Annotated in this window: 15 protein-coding genes; 11 read left to right on the forward strand and 4 right to left on the reverse strand. The window is 68.9% G+C overall.

What is annotated here, in order from left to right; genetic code table 11:
• Positions 1 to 37: 37 nt before the first annotated feature.
• The gene (locus tag DMH01_RS07090) at positions 38 to 2,389 is read left to right on the forward strand and encodes a bifunctional salicylyl-CoA 5-hydroxylase/oxidoreductase (protein ID WP_125674245.1); all 2,352 of its coding nucleotides are present in this window, start codon (positions 38 to 40) and stop codon (positions 2,387 to 2,389) included.
• On the forward strand, positions 2,386 to 3,528 hold the full coding sequence (locus DMH01_RS07095) for an acyl-CoA dehydrogenase family protein (RefSeq protein WP_125674246.1): 1,143 nt from the start codon (positions 2,386 to 2,388) through the stop codon (positions 3,526 to 3,528). Before DMH01_RS07090 ends, DMH01_RS07095 begins: the two co-directional genes overlap by 4 nt.
• Here DMH01_RS07095 and DMH01_RS07100 read toward each other — a convergent pair.
• Both DMH01_RS07100 and DMH01_RS07105 read right to left on the reverse strand, forming a co-directional pair.
• Positions 3,500 to 4,213: a DUF2306 domain-containing protein gene (locus tag DMH01_RS07100; RefSeq protein WP_233621423.1), complete on the reverse strand. Its 714-nt coding sequence runs from the start codon at positions 4,211 to 4,213 to the stop codon at positions 3,500 to 3,502. The two genes, DMH01_RS07095 and DMH01_RS07100, sit on opposite strands and share 29 nt — an antisense overlap.
• A gap of 112 nt (positions 4,214 to 4,325) precedes the next feature.
• Positions 4,326 to 5,714 (reverse strand): GH1 family beta-glucosidase, encoded by a 1,389-nt coding sequence (locus DMH01_RS07105; protein WP_125674247.1) that lies wholly within the window; start codon positions 5,712 to 5,714, stop codon positions 4,326 to 4,328.
• Between the two features lie 84 nt (positions 5,715 to 5,798).
• On the opposite strand from DMH01_RS07105, the gene DMH01_RS07110 reads away from it, so the two are divergent.
• From DMH01_RS07110 to DMH01_RS07120, 3 genes are all read left to right on the forward strand, one after another.
• Positions 5,799 to 7,043: an ROK family protein gene (locus tag DMH01_RS07110; protein WP_199745395.1), complete on the forward strand. Its 1,245-nt coding sequence runs from the start codon at positions 5,799 to 5,801 to the stop codon at positions 7,041 to 7,043.
• Positions 7,044 to 7,152: 109 nt separating this feature from the next.
• Complete coding sequence (locus tag DMH01_RS07115; RefSeq protein ID WP_125674249.1) at positions 7,153 to 8,379, forward strand: glycoside hydrolase family 16 protein; 1,227 nt, start codon at positions 7,153 to 7,155, stop codon at positions 8,377 to 8,379.
• On the forward strand, positions 8,283 to 10,214 hold the full coding sequence (locus tag DMH01_RS07120) for a ricin-type beta-trefoil lectin domain protein (RefSeq protein ID WP_199745377.1): 1,932 nt from the start codon (positions 8,283 to 8,285) through the stop codon (positions 10,212 to 10,214). The genes DMH01_RS07115 and DMH01_RS07120 overlap by 97 nt, the downstream gene beginning before the upstream one ends.
• 73 nt (positions 10,215 to 10,287) lie before the next feature.
• Here the strand turns inward: DMH01_RS07120 and DMH01_RS07125 are convergent, their stop codons facing one another.
• A complete protein-coding gene (locus DMH01_RS07125) occupies positions 10,288 to 10,935 on the reverse strand; it encodes a GntR family transcriptional regulator (RefSeq protein ID WP_125674432.1) in 648 nt (215 codons plus the stop codon).
• A 182-nt stretch (positions 10,936 to 11,117) separates the two neighbouring features.
• Between DMH01_RS07125 and DMH01_RS07130 the strand changes: the two genes are divergently transcribed.
• The 5 genes from DMH01_RS07130 to DMH01_RS07150 are packed head-to-tail and all read left to right on the forward strand — an operon-like array spanning position 11,118 to position 15,415.
• Positions 11,118 to 12,362 carry an MFS transporter gene (locus DMH01_RS07130; protein WP_125674250.1) on the forward strand — a complete coding sequence of 415 codons (1,245 nt, stop codon included), beginning with the start codon at positions 11,118 to 11,120 and terminating at the stop codon, positions 12,360 to 12,362.
• Between the two features lie 26 nt (positions 12,363 to 12,388).
• Complete coding sequence (locus tag DMH01_RS07135) at positions 12,389 to 13,183, forward strand: putative hydro-lyase (protein ID WP_125674251.1); 795 nt, start codon at positions 12,389 to 12,391, stop codon at positions 13,181 to 13,183.
• Between the two features lie 14 nt (positions 13,184 to 13,197).
• Positions 13,198 to 13,956 (forward strand): LamB/YcsF family protein, encoded by a 759-nt coding sequence (locus DMH01_RS07140; protein WP_125674434.1) that lies wholly within the window; start codon positions 13,198 to 13,200, stop codon positions 13,954 to 13,956.
• Positions 13,956 to 14,561 carry an allophanate hydrolase subunit 1 gene (locus DMH01_RS07145; RefSeq protein ID WP_125674436.1) on the forward strand — a complete coding sequence of 202 codons (606 nt, stop codon included), beginning with the start codon at positions 13,956 to 13,958 and terminating at the stop codon, positions 14,559 to 14,561. Before DMH01_RS07140 ends, DMH01_RS07145 begins: the two co-directional genes overlap by 1 nt.
• Positions 14,558 to 15,415, forward strand: coding sequence for a biotin-dependent carboxyltransferase family protein (locus DMH01_RS07150; protein ID WP_125674252.1), 858 nt, complete (start codon positions 14,558 to 14,560; stop codon positions 15,413 to 15,415). Before DMH01_RS07145 ends, DMH01_RS07150 begins: the two co-directional genes overlap by 4 nt.
• Before the next feature lie 65 nt (positions 15,416 to 15,480).
• On the opposite strand, the gene DMH01_RS07155 is transcribed toward DMH01_RS07150, so the two are convergent.
• Entirely contained in the window at positions 15,481 to 16,737 is a 1,257-nt protein-coding gene (locus tag DMH01_RS07155; RefSeq protein WP_125674253.1) for an HNH endonuclease signature motif containing protein, read from the reverse strand.
• A 100-nt stretch (positions 16,738 to 16,837) separates the two neighbouring features.
• Here DMH01_RS07155 and DMH01_RS43660 point away from each other — a divergent pair.
• Positions 16,838 to 16,932, forward strand: a 95-nt coding sequence (locus tag DMH01_RS43660) for a helix-turn-helix domain-containing protein (protein WP_370323353.1), incomplete at its 3' end; no start/stop codon positions are given.

Consider the following 16,932-nt stretch of genomic DNA (forward strand, 5'->3'; position numbering starts at 1 on the left):
TTGACGGTCGTACATACCGCGACATACCCTGGGCGACGTGCGTATCGCGGTGTTAGGCGGCGGCCCGGCGGGGCTCTACTTCGCCACGCTGGCGAAACAGCTCCATCCCGATCACGAGATCACCGTCTGGGAGCGCAACGCGCCCGACGACACCTTCGGATTCGGGGTGGTGCTCTCCGACGAGACGCTCGGCGGGATCGAACACGCCGATCCGGTGATCCACGCCGCCATGCGCCGCGAGTTCGCGCGCTGGGACGACATCGACGTCCACTTCCGCGGCACGGTGCACACCTCGGGCGGGCACGGGTTCGCCGCGATGAGCCGCAAACGGCTGCTCGGCATCCTCCAGGAACGCTGCGCGGAGCTCGGGGTGGACGTGCGGTTCCGCACCGAGGCCCCGAGCGCGGCCGCGGCGAGCGCCGAGTACGACCTCGTCGTCGCGGCGGACGGCGTCAACTCCCCGACCCGCGACGCGCTCGCCGGGAGCTTCCGCCCGAGCCTGCAGACCCGGCGCTGCAAGTACATCTGGCTCGGCACGGATCTCGTGTTCGACGCCTTCAAGTTCCACGTCCTCGAAACCCCGCACGGGATCATGCAGATCCACGGCTACCCGTACGGCGACACCGCGAGCACGTTCATCCTCGAACTGCACGAGGACGTCTGGGAGCGCGCGTTCGGCGAGATCGCCGCGACCTCGCCGGCGCCGGGCGAGAGCGACGAGAAGTCCATCGAGGTCATCCGCGAACTGTGCGCGGACGTCCTCGGCGGCCATCAGGTGTTCGCCAACAACTCGAAGTGGACCGCGTTCGCCACCGTGCGCTGCGCGAGCTGGCGGCACGAGAACGTCGTCCTGCTCGGCGACGCCGCGCACACAGCGCACTTTTCCATCGGCTCCGGCACGAAGCTGGCCATGGAGGATGCGCTCGCGCTCGCCGCTTGTCTGCACGAGCAGTCCGATATGGACAGTGCACTGGAAGCGTATGAAGCCGAGCGCCGCCCCGTCGTCAACTCCACGCAGCGTGCCGCACAGGCGAGCCTGGAGTGGTTCGAGAACATGGGTCAGTACACCCATCAGGATCCGGCGCAGTTCGCGTTCAACATCCTCACCCGCAGCCGCCGCGTCACCTACGACAACCTTCGCTTGCGCGATCCCGAGTTCGCCGCCGAGCTGGACACCTGGTTCGCGTCTACTTTGGACTCGGATGTCCGGCCGCCGATGTTCCAGCCGTTCCGCATCGGGAATCTCGACCTGCCGAACCGTGTCGTCGTCTCGCCGATGGACATGTACTCGTCCGAAGACGGCGTGCCGACCGATTTCCACTTGGTACACCTGGGAAGCAAGGCGCTCGGCGGCGCCGGTCTGGTGATGACGGAGATGGTCTGCGTCTCCGAAACCGGCCGCATCACCCCTGGTTGCGGCGGCCTGTACACCGAAGAGCAGGAGCGCGCCTGGGCGCGGGTGACCGATTTCGTCCACGGCCACACCCCCGCGCGTATCGGTGTCCAGCTGGGGCATTCGGGACGCAAGGGCTCGACGAAACTGATGTGGGACGGCATCGACCAGCCGCTGTCCGAGGGCAACTGGGAGATCTGTGCCCCGTCCGCGATCCCGTACAGCGCAGCGAATCAGACCCCGCGCGAACTCACGGTCCCTGAGCTACAAGAGATCCGTGACCAGTTCGCGCACTCCGCAGGCGCCGCCGCGCGCGCCGGGTTCGACCTCCTCGAACTGCACTGCGCGCACGGCTACCTCCTGTCTTCGTTCCTGTCGCCGCTGACCAACCGGCGGACCGACGAGTACGGCGGCTCGCTGGAGAACAGGCTGCGTTTCCCGCTCGAAGTCTTCGACGCCGTCCGCGCGGCCTGGCCCGCCGAGCGGCCGATGACGGTCCGCATCTCGGCGACCGACTGGCACGAAGGCGGCATCGGCGTCGACGACGCCGTCGAGATCGCCCGCGCGTTCGCCGAGCACGGCGCGGACGGCATCGACGTGTCGACCGGCCAGGTCGTCAGCGAGGAGAAACCCGAGTACGGCCGCAGTTACCAGACGCCGTACGCGGACCGGATCCGCAACGAGATCGGGCGCGAGCACGGGATCGCGGTGATCGCCGTCGGCGCGATCTCTTCCTACGACGACGTCAACTCGCTGATCCTGGCGGGCCGCGCGGATCTGTGCGCGCTCGGCCGGACGCACCTTTACGATCCACAGTGGACGTTGCACGCCGCCGCCGATCAGGGCTATCCGATGCCGTGGCCGAAGCAGTTCGCGGCGGGCAGCCGGAAACCGCAGGGCGGCCGGACCGACGGGCCGAAACCACGGCTGGAACTCCTTCGCTCCGGCGATACCGGCACCGCGCATGCCCGCTGGCGACCTGGGAGCGATCGATGACCGCCTTCGCACTGAGCCCCGAACAGCAGGCCTTCGCCGACGAAGTCCGTCGGCTGGGCGCCGAAAAGCTCCGCCCGCTGGCCGAAGCCGGCACCGAAGGCGCGGTGAACCGGCCACTGCTCAAGGAAATGGGCGCGCTCGGCCTGCTCTCCCGGCTGTTCCCCGGGGTCGAGGGTGGTAGCCCGAGCCGGGAGGCCGCCGCGACGGATCTCTGCATCCTGCGCGAATCGCTCGCGAGCCAGAGCACCGAAGCCGAGACCGCGTTGGCGTTGCAGGGTCTGGGCACGTATCCGGTACTCCAGTCCGGGCAGGACTCGCAGGTCGCGAAGTGGGTCCCCGCCGTGGCCGCGGGTGACGCCGTCGCCGCCTTCGCGCTCACCGAACCGAACGCGGGCTCGGACGCGGCCGCGCTGGAGCTCGCCGCCGAACCCGACGGCGACGGCTGGCGTCTCACCGGCGAGAAGATGTGGATCTCCAACGCCCCCGAGGCCGATTTCTACAGCGTTTTCGCCCGCACCACCCCGGAAGCGGGCTCTCGTGGCGTGTCCGCGTTCGTCGTCCCGGCCGACCGCGCCGGGCTGTCGGGCGAGCACCTCGACCTCGTCAGCCCGCATCCCATCGGCACCCTGGTCTTCGACGGCGTCCGCGTGGAACGGGACGAACTGCTCGGCGAACAGGATCGCGGCTTCGGCGTGGCGATGCGGACCCTGGACCTGTTCCGGCCGAGTGTCGGCGCGTTCGCCGTCGGGATGGCGCAGTCCGCGCTCGACGCCGCCGTCGCCCACGCCCAGTCCCGGGTCGCGTTCGGCGGGCCGTTGCTCAAGCAGCAGACCGTGGCGCACACCCTCGCCGAAATGGCGACCCGCACCGAAGCGTCGCGCCTGCTCGTCTACGCCGCGGCCGCCGCCTACGACGCGGGCGAGCGGAACCTCGCGGGCCGGGCCGCGATGGCGAAACTGTTCGCCACCGAGACCGCCCAGTACGTCGTCGATTCGGCCGTGCAGATCCACGGCGCGCGGGCGCTGCGGCGAGGGCATCTGCTCGAACACCTCTACCGCGAGGTCCGCGCGCCGCGGATCTACGAAGGCGCGTCCGAAGTGCAGCGGACGATCATCGCGCGATCGCTGACTTCTTCCTAGCCGGGCGGCGATCCAGGTACCACTGCGTCGCGATGATGACCAGAGTCGGGCTCAGCCAGGCCGTGATCGCGGCGACCGATTGGGTCAAGGCGAGTTCACTGCCACCGAACGTGGTCTCCAGCTGCGGTTGCAGCGTGATCAGCGCGATCGGCCCGACCAGACGGCTGACGATGATCGACATGGTCAGCGCGAAACTGCGGATCATCCAGCGCCGGTGGTCGCCGAACCGGCGTTGCCTCGCCGCGCGCCAGCCGGCGAACGTGCACGCCAGCCACAGCACCCCGGCCACGACGTTCGCCACCCGCGTCGCCGGGCCGAACGGGCTCATCGCGCCGACGGTCAGCGCCAGCAAACCTGCCGGGAGCACCCCGGCGAAGACGTATACCCGGCCGATCTTCCGGTGCACCGCCGGGTACTTCGCCCGGAACCACGGCCAGATCTGAAGCAGCGCGCCGACCATCGCGATCGAGCCGAACAGCACGTGCGCCGCGAGGAACCAGTAGTGCGAGGTGAACCCGGGTGGCTGCGGCACCCGCGACTGCGCCGGATCCATCGCCAGATACGGCGGCATCGAGAAGGCCAGGAACACCACGACGACGACCGCCAACGGCCCCACCCATGGCCTTCGCCACCAAGATTTCCGCGGCGCCTCCCGGTGGTCCCGTTGCTCCAGCCTGACGGTCATCACTGTCCCCCACGTTTTCCGGTAGCGGCAAACAACTTTCCGCTGCCGAACCTAGGACGCGGCGCGACCGGGAAGAATGGAGCGGACCGCCGGTTCGGTGGTGGAGCTGGCCCTACCGCCGTCCGCCTCGCACCCGCTCGACGATGTCGCGATACGCCAGCCCGCTCTGCTTGATCGTCCGCGCCTGCGTCTCGCGGTCGACCCGCACCAGGCCGAGCCGCTTCGCGTAGCCGTACGCCCATTCGAAACTGTCCAAAAAGGACCAGGCGAAATAGCCGCGGACGTCCGCGCCCGCCTGCCGCGCGGCGGCCGTGGCGGCGATGTGCGCGGACAGGTACTCGGCGCGGTCGTCGTCGCGGACGAAGCCGGTCTCGTCGGGGACGTCGGCGAACGCGGCGCCGTTCTCGGTGACGTAGAGCGGCAAACCCGGATAGTCGCGGCTGATCCGGACGAGCAGTTCGGTGAGCTTGTGCGGCAGGATCTCCCAGCCCAGCACCGTCGACGGCGCCCCGAACGGGACCTTGCGGAACGCGGGCATCCCGAAATGCTCCACCGCGTCCCCGTTCTCCTCCACCCCGGAGTACCGCGTCCCGAAGTAGTAGTCGACGCCGAGGAAATCGAGCGGGGCCGCGATGATCGACGGATCCCACGGCTCCGACGGCAGCCGGATGCCCTGCCGCGCGAGGGTCTCGAGCACGTCCTCCGGGTATCGGCCGTGGACGAGCGCGTCGAGGTAGAACCGCGTCCCGAGCCCGTCCTCGAACCGCGCGGCCTCCCGATCGGCCTCGCTCGGGGTGGCCGGGTCGGCGGTGCTCAGGTTGAGCGTGATGCCGAACTTCGTCCCGGCCGGGGCGAGTTCCCGCATCCGCCGCACGGCCAAGCCGTGGCCGAGCAGCAGGTGGTGCGCCGCCGCCATGCCCGCTTTGGCGTCCCGCCGGCCGGGCGCCATCACCCCGTGGACGTACCCGTGCATGGCCGTGCACCACGGCTCGCTCAGCGTGGTCCAGTGGCGGACCCGGTCGCTCAGGCGCTCGAACACGAGCATCGCGTAGTCGGCGAACCGGACGGCGGTGTCGCGCGCGGGCCAGCCGCCCGCGTCTTCGAGGTGCTGCGGCAGATCCCAGTGGTACAGCGTCAGCCAGGGGTCGATGCCGTTGTTGAGCAGTTCGTCGACCAACCGGTCGTAGAAGGCGATCCCGGCCGGGTTGACGCCGCCGCGCCCGCGCGGCTGCACGCGGGGCCAGGAAACGGAGAACCGGTAGGTGTCGACGCCGAGTTCCTTGAGCAGCGCGACGTCGGCGGGCATCCGGTGGTAGTGATCGCAGGCGACCTCGCCGGTGTCCCCGTTGTCGACCGACCACGGGGACTGGGCCCAGGTGTCCCAAATGGACGGTGTTCTTCCGTCTTCGGCGACCGCGCCTTCGACCTGATACGCCGAGCTGCCGACACCCCACCGGAAGTCCGGCGGCAAGCTGCCGATGAGCTCGTCGTCCCCCGTCATGGCCCCTCTCCCCCTTATTTCACCAGTTGATACATGGCGGAGGCTAAGGTCGTGGGGCATCCTGGAAAGGTCCGCCGCCACAAGATGGGTATCCGCATGCCTGCCAAGCGCACCACCGTCCGTGACCTGCGGCGGCACAACCGTTCCCTCCTGCTGTCGAAACTCTACTTCGACGGCCCGCTCAGCCGCCACGAATTGAGCGGTCTGACCGGGTTGAGCGCCGCGACCGTCAGCAACGTGACCGCCGAACTCGGCGAAGAACGCCTCATCATCGAGGCCGGGCTGGTCGAGTCCGACGGCGGCAGGCCGCGCGTCCTGCTCCGCGTCGACCCGGCGTACGGGCATGTCGCGGGCGTCGACATCGGCGAAACCGGGGTGAAGGTCGAACTGTTCGACCTCACCATGAACCGGCTCGCCTCCGTCGAGCACCCTCTCGCCTCGCCCCGGCCGGACGCGGCCGCGGCGGTGACCCAGGTGGCGTCCGGACTGCGGGAAGTGATCACGGAAGCGGGTATCGACGAAGCGACCGTGCTCGGTGTCGGCGTCGGCGTCCCGGGAACCGTCGAGCAGGGCGAGGCGCTGCGGGTGCACGCGCCCACCATCGGCTGGAAGGAGGTCGCGCTCACCGACCTCCTGCGCGCGGAGGGCGTCGAACTGCCGCTGTTCATCGACAACGGCGCGAAAACCCAGGGCCAGGGCGAAATGTGGTTCGGTGCCGGCCGCGGCGCGCGGCACGCGGTGATCGCCCTGATCGGGTCCGGCGTCGGCGCGGCGGTGGTCGCGGACGGCACCACCTACCGGGGCTCCACCAGCAGCGCGGGCGAATGGGGCCACACGACGATCGTCTACGGCGGCCAGGAATGCCGCTGCGGATCCCGCGGCTGCCTGGAGTCCTACGTCGGCGCGGAGGGCGTCCTCGCCCGCTATCGCAAGGCGCGCGGGGGAAAGGCGTCGGACGACGACGAGCAGACGCAGTTCGCCGCGCTGCTGGAGTCGGCGGGCAAGTCCAAGGCCGCGGCCAAGGTGCTGGAAGAGACCGCGGGCTATCTCGGCGCGGGCATCGGCAATTTGATCAACCTGTTCAACCCCGAGCGGATCGTGCTGGGCGGCTGGGCCGGGCTGGCGCTCGGCGAGAAGTACCTGCCCGAGATCCGGCGGGTGGCGGGCGAGCACGCGCTGGCGCACGTGTTCGACCAGACCGGGATCGAGCTCGGACAGCTCGGCCCGGACGCCGTCGCCATAGGAGCCGCCACCCTCCCGGTCGCCGCCCTCCTGGAGCAGGGCGCGGACCCGCGCACGGCCGGGTCGAAGCGGGGCACGGCCGCCTGACCTTAATTCGAGGCTGAAAAATACGTCTTGTCGCAGTGGTAGAGACCATGCATACTTTGTTGCCAGGCACAACAAAGTAGTTCTCTGCCTGCGAAGAGAGGCGACAACGATGTCCATCTCCTCCCGTTTTCGCTGGGCGGCGCTCCTCGCCGCCGGCGTCCTGCTCGGCTCACTCCCGGCCACCGCCCAGGCTCCGGCTTCCGAGGCCGCGGTCATGGCCGCGACCTTCACCGACGACTTCACCGGCCCCGCCGGCGCGGGTATCGACACCTCGAAGTGGCATTTCGAGACCGGCGACAACGTCAACAACCACGAGCGGCAGTGGTACACGTCCGGGACGAACAACGCGGCGCTCGACGGCCAGGGCAACCTCGTCATCACCGCGAAGAAGGAGAACCCGGGCAACTACAACTGCTGGTACGGGCGCTGCGAGTACACCTCGGCGCGACTGTCCACGCAGGGCCAGTTCACCCAGACCTACGGCCGGTTCGAAGCGCGGATGAAACTGCCGCGCGGGCAGGGGATGTGGCCCGCGTTCTGGATGCTCGGCGCCGACATCGGCAACGTCGGCTGGCCCGACAGCGGCGAGATCGACATCATGGAGAACGTCGGCTTCGAGCCGAACACGGTGCACGGCACCCTCCACGGCCCCGGTTACTCCGGCGCGGGCGGCATCGGCGCGGCCTACAACGGCCCGAACTTCTCCGACGACTTCCACACCTACGCCGTCGACTGGGCACCGAACCAGATCAAGTGGTACGTGGACGGAAACCTCTACCAGACCCGCACCCCCGCCGACCTCAACGGAAACCGCTGGGTCTTCGACCACCCCTTCTACCTGATCCTGAACCTCGCGGTCGGCGGTTACTGGCCCGGTGACCCGAACTCCAGCACGGTCTTCCCGCAGCGTCTCGTCGTGGACTACGTGCACGTCAATTCCAGCGACACGGCCGGGCGGACCGGCCGGATCACCGGCATCGGCCGGAAATGCGTCGACGTCGCGGGCGCGAACACCGCCAACGGCACCCCGATCCAGATCACCGACTGCAACGGCAACGCCGCGCAGAACTGGACCGTCGGCGGAGACGGCACGATCCGCGCGCTCGGCAAGTGCCTGGACGTCTCCGGCGGCGGAACCGCGGACGGCACCGCCGTGCAACTGTGGGACTGCAACGGATCCGGCGCGCAGAAATGGGCGATCAGCGGCGCGCGCGACATCGTGAACCCGCAGGCGGACAAATGCCTCGACGCCACCGGGAACAGCTCCGCGAACGGGACGAGACTCCAGATCTGGACCTGCGGCGGTGGCGCGAACCAGAAGTGGACGACGCCGTGAAGCGGCTGCCGTTGCTCGGCGCCGCGGTGATCGCGGCGGCCACGCTCGTCGCGACCCCGGCGCAGGCCGCCGGTGAGACCGTGAACATCTGGCTCACCACCACGAACGATTCGCGCGGCGTGAACGTCACGCGCGGGCTCCAGCAGCAGTCACCGGTCAGCTTCGCCGCGGGCACCGGGACCGGCCAGCAGACCATCACCATCGACGAGAACACTACGTACCAGCAGTTCGAGGGCGCGGGCGCGTCGTTCACCGACACCGCGGCGTGGCTGATGAAGGGCAGCGGCGCGTTGTCGCAGGCGACCCGCGACGAGACCATGCGGAAACTGTTCGATCCCGTTTCGGGGATCGGCGTCAACTTCATCCGCAACCCGCTCGGTTCCTCGGATCTGGCGCGGTTCAGCTACTCGTTCGACGATCTCCCCGCCGGGCAGACCGACCCGGGTCTGGCGAAGTTCTCGATCGCCCACGATCTCGACAGCATCCTGCCGCTGACCAAGCAGGCGCGGGAGATCAATCCGGCGACCAAGGTGATGGCGTCACCGTGGAGCGCGCCGCCGTGGATGAAGGACAACGGCGACTTCAAACTCGGCTGGCTGAAGGCCGAGTACTACCCGGTGTACGCCCAGTACTTCGTCAAGTACATCCAGGCGTATCAGGCGCAAGGGGTGCCGATCCATTACGTGTCGGTGCAGAACGAGCCGACGTGCTGCGCGAGCTATCCGTCGATGAACTGGAACGGCGCCGGTCTCCAGTACTTCACGAAGACGAACCTGCTGCCCGCCTTGAAGGGACTGTCCACAAAGGTCTTGGCGCTGGACTGGAACTGGGACAAGTACACGGAATTCGGCGCGCCGACGATGGACGACGCCTCGATCCGCAACGACCCGAACTTCGGCGGGATGGCGTGGCACGGCTACGGCGGCGACGTCGCCCAGCAGACCGCCGTGCACAACCAGTACCCGAACGTTCCCGCGTACAGCACGGAGCATTCGGGCGGGACGTGGGTGAGCCATCAGCAGGCCGAGGACATGGCGAACATCGTCGACTACACCCGGAACTGGAGCAAGAGCTTCATCAAGTGGAGCCTCGCGGTGGACCAGAACATGGGGCCGCACAACGGCGGCTGCGGCACCTGCACCGGGCTGATCACCGTCCACAATGGAGATTCGCGGCACGGACAGGTCGACTACACCGTCGAGTACTACACGATGGGCCACCTGACGAAGTTCGTGAAGCCGGGCGCGTACCGGATCTCGTCCAATGACAACTCCGCGGTGCGCAACGTCGCGTGGAAGAACCCGGACGGGTCGAAGGCGCTGATCGCGTACAACACCAGTGGCGTGAACCAGAACGTGCGCGTCAACTGGGGCGGTCAGTCCTTCACGTACTCGCTGCCCGCGTCGACGTCGGCGACGTTCACCTGGTCGGGGACGCAGTCGGGCGGCGGCGTCCGCACCGGCGCGATCACCGGGCTCGGCGGCAAATGCGTCGACGTCACCGGGGCGAACAGTGCCAACGGGACGGCGGTGCAGCTGTACGACTGCAACGGTTCCGCCGCGCAGCAGTGGTCGTTCCAGGCGGACGGAACGGTGCGGGCGCTGGGCAAATGCCTCGACGTCACCGGGATGTCCACGGCGGACGGCGCACAACTGCAACTATGGGACTGCGCGGGCGGTCCGAACCAGCGATGGGCGGCGAACGCGGCCCGCGACCTGGTGAACTCCGGTTCGGGGAAGTGCCTGGATGCCACCGGGAACTCCTCGGCCAACGGCACGCGCCTGCAGATCTGGTCCTGTACCGGCGCCGCCAACCAGAAGTGGGTCACCCCCTAGCCCGAGCCCGCGTTTCGTCCTCTGAATGCGGTGGTTCGCATCCCGAACTACCGCATTCAGAGGACTAAACGCGTCAGGGGGAGCGCTCGGCGTAGGCCTCGACGAGCTGGTTTTCGGCGTCGGTGAGGTACTGCGCGAGGAGCTTTTCGGCGCCGAGGCCGTCGCCGGCTTCGATGCGCTCGAGGATCTCCGCGTTGCGCTTGAGGTACGGCTCGTGGAAGCGCCGCGGGTCGGCCATCATGTGGAACACCAGCCGCAACTCGGCGAGGATGCCGCGCATCAGCTCGTCGATCCGTTCGCTGCCGCTGAGTTCAGCGATCGCCGAATGGAACCGGATGTTCGCGGTGCCGAGGTCCTGCCAGCGTTCACTCCGCTCGGCGACCCTGCCGTCCTCGACCAGGCGCGCGAGCTTTCCGAACGTCGGCGGCTTCTCCGTCACCGCCCGCACCGCGGAACACTCGACGACCTTGCGCACCTTGTAGAGGTCGACGACGTCCTCGACCGGCAGCACTCGCACGAAGACACCGCGGTTGAGCTCGTGGGTCAGCAGGCGTTCGTGCGTGAGCAGGCGGAACGCCTCGCGCAGCGTGTTGCGGGAGACGCCGAGCGCCGAGCCGATGTCCTGCTCCGACAGCCGGACGCCGGGCAGGAAGAAGCCTTCCGCGATACGCGTGCGGAGGACGCCCGCGACCCTTTCGGCCGTGCTGGTGCGGCTGATCATGCCGCGATCAGCCTCGAGTCCTTCTACCGAGGCAGGACCACCCTCCGCGATCGTCACGTGACCGATCCTACCTAGCCACAAGAGGCTCAGCCAAGGATCCTCTTGTGGAATTGTTGAACAATACCTAAAGTAGCTACTCATGTGACCCGTGCCACCCTGAGATTCACCCTCTGGAGGTGCCGATGAACGCGACAGCCACTACCGAAGACACACGCCCCTTCGCCTGGTTCCGCACGCTCGGTTCGCGAGGCCGCCGGGCCTTCGTCGGCGCGTTCGGCGGATACGGGCTCGATTCGTTCGACTACCAGACCCTGCCGCTGGGCCTGGCCGCGATCACCGCCTACTACGGCCTCTCCGGCGGCGAGGCGGGCCTGCTCGGCACGACCACGCTGGTGGTTTCGGCGATCGGCGGGATCGGCGCGGGCATCCTGGCCGACCGCATCGGCCGGGTCCGCACCCTCCAGATCACCATCGCGATGTACACGATCTTCACCGTGCTCTGCGGGTTCGCGCCGAACTTCGAGACGCTCCTGGTCTTCCGCGCCCTGCAGGGCCTGGGCTTCGGTGGCGAATGGGCCGCCGGCGCCGCGCTGGTGGCGGAGTACTCGCAGGCGAAGTACCGCGGCCGCACGGTCGCCTTCGTACAAAGTGCGTGGGCGGTCGGCTGGGCGCTCTCGGTCGTCGTCTACACCGTCGTCTTCAGCCTGTTCAGCCCGGACATCGCGTGGCGCGTCATGTTCTGGACCGGCGTCATCCCGGCGCTGCTCGTGCTGTGGGTCCGCCGCAACGTCCAGGACGCGCCCGTCGCCGAAGCGGCCCGCGCCACGAAGAAGGAACGCGGTTCGCTGGCGGGCATCTTCAAACCGGACCTGCTGCGCACGACGTTCTTCGCCGCGCTCCTCGCCACCGGTGTCCAGGGCGGCTACTACACGCTCGCGACCTGGCTGCCGAGCTACCTGAAGACCACCCGCGGCCTCACCGTCATCGGGACCGGCGGCTATCTCGCGTTCCTGATCTCCGGCGCCTTCATCGGGTACGTCACCGGCGGCTATCTCACGGATCTCCTGGGCCGGAAGAAGACGTTCCTGCTGTTCTCGGTGCTGTCGGCGGGTCTCATCGTCGCCTACACGCAGATCCCGGCGGGCGCGAACACGCTCGTGCTGTTCCTCGGCTTCCCGCTCGGGTTCTCGATGTCCGCGATCTTCAGCGGGTTCGGCGCGTTCCTCGCCGAGTTGTACCCGTCGGCGCTGCGCGGGACCGGGCAGGGCTTCACCTACAACCTCGGCCGGGCCATCGGCGCCACGTTCCCCGCCGTGGTCGGTTTCCTCGGCGCGGGCGGCGCGATGGTGTTCGGCGCGGTCGGCTACGGCATCGCCGTGCTGGCACTGCTCGGCCTGCCCGAGACTCGCGGCCGCGAACTTCTGTGACCACAATCGGAAGAGGAGGCACCGCGATGACCACCTTCGACGAACCGGCGACGTTGTCCCCCGGCGAGGCCCGCGCCCTGTTCCGCGCGGGCACGGCCCGCCCGACCACCGGCTGGTCCAACGGGTTCACCCAGACCAACCTGATCGCCGTCCCCGAGGACTGGGCCTACGACGTCCTGCTGTTCTGCCAGCGGAACCCGCAGCCCTGCCCGGTGCTCGACGTCAGCGACCCCGGCGACCCGTCGACCCGGCTGGCGCCCGGCGCGGATCTGCGCACCGACCTGCCTCGGTACCGCGTCTGGCAGAACGGCGCGCTGTCGGGCGAGCTCACGGACGCGAGCGGGCTGTGGCGCAGCGACATGGTCGCGTTCTCGATCGGCTGCAGTTTCACCTTCGAATCGGCGCTGGCCGCGGAGGGCATCCCGCTGCGGCACGTCGACCAGGGCCGCAACGTGGCGATGTACGTGACGAACCGCGAGTGCGTCCCGGCCGGGCGCCTGCACGGGCCCATGGTCGTCTCGATGCGGCAGATCCCCGAAGACCGCGGCGACGACGCCGTGCGCATCACCCGCGGGATGCCCGCCGTGCACGGTGCGCCAGTGCACATCGGCGACCCGGCCGCGCTCGGCATCACCGATCTCGGCAAACCCGATTTCGGCGACCCGGTCGACGCGGAACCCGGTGACGTGCCGGTGTTCTGGGCGTGCGGCGTGACCCCGCAGGCGGCTCTGATGGCCTCGCGGCCGCCGTTCGCGATCACGCACGCGCCGGGCTACATGTTCGTGACCGACAAGCTCGACAGTGAGTTCAGGGTGGCCTGATGGATCTCAGCAGTATCGATCTCAACAGCGACCTCGGCGAGGGTTTCGGCGCCTGGAAGATGGGCGACGACGACGCCATGCTCGACATCGTCACCAGCGCGAACGTCGCCTGCGGCTTTCACGCCGGCGACCCGTCGGTGATGCGGCGCGTCTGCGAGCGCGCGGCGGAGCGTGGTGTCGTCATCGGCGCCCACGTCGCCTACCGCGACCTCGCCGGATTCGGGCGGCGGGCGATGGACGTCGCCCCCGCCGACCTGGCCGACGACGTGCTCTACCAGATCGGCGCGCTGGACGCGTTCGCCCGCGCGGCGGGCTCGCGGGTGCGGTACGTCAAACCGCACGGGGCGTTGTACAACACCGCCGCGGTGGATCCGGAGCAAGCGGCCGCGGTGGTCGAAGGGATCCGGCGGTTCCACCCCGAGCTCGCGCTCCTGTGCCCGCCGGGGTCGGAAATGGCCAAGCAGGCCGAAAAGGCCGGGTTCCCCGCGTACGCCGAGGCGTTCGCGGACCGCGCGTACACGCCCGAAGGCCTTCTGGTCTCGCGGAAACTGCCCGGTGCCGTCCTCCACGACGCCGACGAGGTCGCCTCCCGGGCGGTCACGATGGCGACCACCGGCAAGGTCGTCGCCGCCGACGGGACCGAGCTGGCGCTTCAGCCGCATTCGCTGTGCGTACACGGCGACACGCCCGGCGCCGTCGAACTGGCACGGCGGATCCGCGCGGGACTCGACGCCGCCGGTGTCCACATCGGACCCTTCATCGAGGCCGCATGATGCGAGTACTGCCCTATGGGGCGCGTGCGGCCATGGTCGACTTCGACGATCCGTCGGAGGTCCTCGGGCTGCACGCGTCACTGGAGCAGGACCCACCGGACGGCGTCGTCGAGCTGGTCCCCGCCGCGCGGACCCTGCTCATCCGCTTCGACCCGGGCCAGACCCATCACGACCGGCTCGCCGGCGATGTCCTCGCTCGATCCACAGTGGACGTCAAACCGCGCGAGGCCGCCGAGATCGTCGTGCCGGTGCGCTACGACGGCCCCGACCTCGCCGACGTCGCGGCCGCCGCGGGCATGTCGGCGGAAGCGGTGGTCCGGCGGCACGAGGACGGAACGTACGTCTCGGCGTTCTGCGGCTTCGCCCCCGGATTCGCCTACCTGACCGGGCTCGACCCCGCGCTGCACCTGCCGCGCCGGACGAGCCCGCGCACGCGGGTCCCCGCCGGTTCGGTCGCGATCGCGGGCGAATACACGGCGGTGTACCCGAACGCCTCCCCCGGCGGCTGGCAGCTGATCGGGCGGACGACGCTGCCGGTGTGGGACATCGAGCGGGAGCCGCCGAACCTGCTGACGCCCGGCACCCGGATCCGGTTCACTTCATGACCGCGAAGATCGAAGTGATCCACCCCGGGGTCTTCACCACCGTGCAGGACCTCGGGCGACCGGGACTGGCCGCGATCGGCGTCGGCCGGTCCGGCGCCGCCGACCGCGGTTCGCTACGGCTGGCGAACCGGCTGGTCGGCAACCCCGAGAGCCACGCGGCCCTGGAGTGCGTTCTGGGCGGTCTCGTCCTGCGGTTCCCGGCTCCGGCGACCGTCGCCGTCACCGGCGCGCCCTGCTCGATCACCGTCGGCGGGCGGACCTTCGGCTCGGACGCGCCGATCCCGGTCGGCCCCGGCGACGAACTCGTGCTCGGGATGGCTTCTCACGGTTTGCGTTGCTATGTCGCGGTGCGCGGTGGCATCGACGTCTCTCCCGTCCTGGGCGCGCGGGCGACCGACACCCTGGGCAAACTCGGCCCGCCCGCCCTTTCGGCCGGGATGACGTTGCCGGTGGGGCAGGAGATGCTGGCCCATCCCGGGGTGGATCTCGCCCCTCGCGCTCCCTTGCCCGACGTCCCGGTTCTGCGGGTCAGCGCCGGCCCTCGCGTTTCCTGGTTCACCTCCGACGCACTGTCCACTTTGGTCTCTTCCGGTTATGTCGCCACTTCCGACGTCGATCGGGTGGGCGTACGGCTCGAAGGCCCGGTGCTTTCGCGGGCGCGTGGCGGCGAATTGCCGCCCGAAGCCGCCGTGCCGGGCGCGTTGCAGGTCCCTCCTTCGGGGCAGCCGATCCTGTTCCTGGCCGACCATCCGGTGACCGGGGGCTACCCGGTGATCGCGGTGGTGGACGAAGCGGATCTGGATCTGGCCGCGCAGGTGCGGCCGGGGCAGCGGGTGCTTTTCCGGCTGGTTTGAGGTTTTGGTCGCGCAGGCGCGTGTTCACTTGGCTCCGATGGTCAGTGTCGGTGGAAGTGATCGGCCTATGTCCTGAGGTGCATGGTGTTGCGCCTCGGTGTCCCGGTGGAGTCGAGGTAGGCGGGCGGGGTGAAGTCGGGGAGTCCGTCTTGGGCGATCCGGACCTTCCATTCACTGCGGTGGATCAGCCGGTGATGCCGGGTACATAACAGCACGAGATTATCGATCTTCGTTTCGCCGTGATGACGCCAGAAAACAATGTGATGGGCGGTGCAGCGCGGCACCGGCATGTCACAGCCCGGGAACGCGCAGCCGCCGTCGCGAAGGGTCAATGCGTACTTCTGGGCCAGGGACACGGTCCGTTTCGACCGGCCGATGTCCAGCGGTTCTCCCGCGGTGCCGAGGACACCCGGCCGCACACGAGCATCACACGCGAGGATGCGGGCGTCGGTGGCGCTGATCGGGCCCACGAGGTCCAGGTGCGCTTCGCCGATGTCCCGGATCAAGTCGTCGTAGGACATGGTGACCAGAATGTGGGTCGCTTCGCCCGCCTGGCCGGGAAGGTTCCGGCTGGTGGTCTTCAAGCGCACGTAGTCGGTGAAGGCATCCCCGTAGCGCTCATCCTGGCTGCGGGAGTCCCGCACCCCGTCGATGGCCTTGTGCGGCTTGGCCATCGGATCCAGATCGGACTTGAGGCGAGCATAGGTTTCCAGGTCGAGTCTGGCTTTGAGGCCGAGCGAGCCGTCACGGTGCTTGACGAACCGCAACTCCGGCCGGGTCTCCTTCGGGTCTTCGTTGCGGGGTTCTTTCCCGTCCGGGTCGAGTTCGTCCAGCAGACGGCGTCCGGCGCGGGCGATCTGCCGCGGCCCCGCACGACGAGCCAGCTCGACCAGGATCTTCTCCCCAGCCCGCACGTCTTCCTCGGGCACAGTCGACGGAATCCGCGCCAGAGTCTTGATGATGGCGTCGATCTGCGAACCCCCGATCGCGCCCTCCGCCGCAGCCTCGGCCGTGAGAGGTGCAAGAGGCGGCTCGGGATCTCCACCGAGGGACGGACCGGGATGCAGTGCCAGCACCCGGTCGGCGCGGTCACTGGCCTCCTTGTCCGACACCAGGAAGTCCTCGAGAATCAGCCCGGTCAACGTCGAATGACCGCTGCAGCCGCGCACCCCACGGGAATTGATTTCCGCCAGAATCGCGTTCTGCTCCGCATCCGCCCGCCGCTTCACAACTTCCAATTCCTGCTTACGGGTATGCAACGTCGCGGTATCGACACGCCACCACTCGGTGGGTGTCGTCGGGGAGGTGTTGTCACTGGCCACGTGATCCTCGGGCTCAGATGGTCAGTGCACCGGCCGGGGATAATGATCGTTCTGGGTAGCGAAGGGGCGTTTCGTGTCGCGTGGTGTGCCGTTGCGTTCGGTGGAGCGTGAGTTGATCGCGTTCGGGTTGAGGCAGGGGAAGTCGTTTCGGGAGATTGGGGCCTGGATTGGGCGGGATCATTCGGTGGTGTCCCG

This window comes from Amycolatopsis sp. WAC 04182, from assembly GCF_003947465.1.
Lineage (GTDB): Bacteria > Actinomycetota > Actinomycetes > Mycobacteriales > Pseudonocardiaceae > Amycolatopsis.

Bases quoted from the DNA above. Each gene is read 5' to 3' on its own strand.
- DMH01_RS07095 (WP_125674246.1), top strand. From the start codon at position 2,386: ATGACCGCCTTCGCACTGAGCCCCGAACAGCAGGCCTTCGCCGACGAA.
- DMH01_RS07100 (WP_233621423.1), bottom strand. From the start codon at position 4,213: ATGACCGTCAGGCTGGAGCAACGGGACCACCGGGAGGCGCCGCGGAAA.
- DMH01_RS07105 (WP_125674247.1), bottom strand. From the start codon at position 5,714: ATGACGGGGGACGACGAGCTCATCGGCAGCTTGCCGCCGGACTTCCGG.
- DMH01_RS07110 (WP_199745395.1), top strand. From the start codon at position 5,799: ATGGGTATCCGCATGCCTGCCAAGCGCACCACCGTCCGTGACCTGCGG.
- DMH01_RS07115 (WP_125674249.1), top strand. From the start codon at position 7,153: ATGTCCATCTCCTCCCGTTTTCGCTGGGCGGCGCTCCTCGCCGCCGGC.
- DMH01_RS07120 (WP_199745377.1), top strand. From the start codon at position 8,283: ATGCCTCGACGCCACCGGGAACAGCTCCGCGAACGGGACGAGACTCCA.
- DMH01_RS07125 (WP_125674432.1), bottom strand. From the start codon at position 10,935: ATGATCAGCCGCACCAGCACGGCCGAAAGGGTCGCGGGCGTCCTCCGC.
- DMH01_RS07130 (WP_125674250.1), top strand. From the start codon at position 11,118: ATGAACGCGACAGCCACTACCGAAGACACACGCCCCTTCGCCTGGTTC.
- DMH01_RS07135 (WP_125674251.1), top strand. From the start codon at position 12,389: ATGACCACCTTCGACGAACCGGCGACGTTGTCCCCCGGCGAGGCCCGC.
- DMH01_RS07145 (WP_125674436.1), top strand. From the start codon at position 13,956: ATGCGAGTACTGCCCTATGGGGCGCGTGCGGCCATGGTCGACTTCGAC.
- DMH01_RS07150 (WP_125674252.1), top strand. From the start codon at position 14,558: ATGACCGCGAAGATCGAAGTGATCCACCCCGGGGTCTTCACCACCGTG.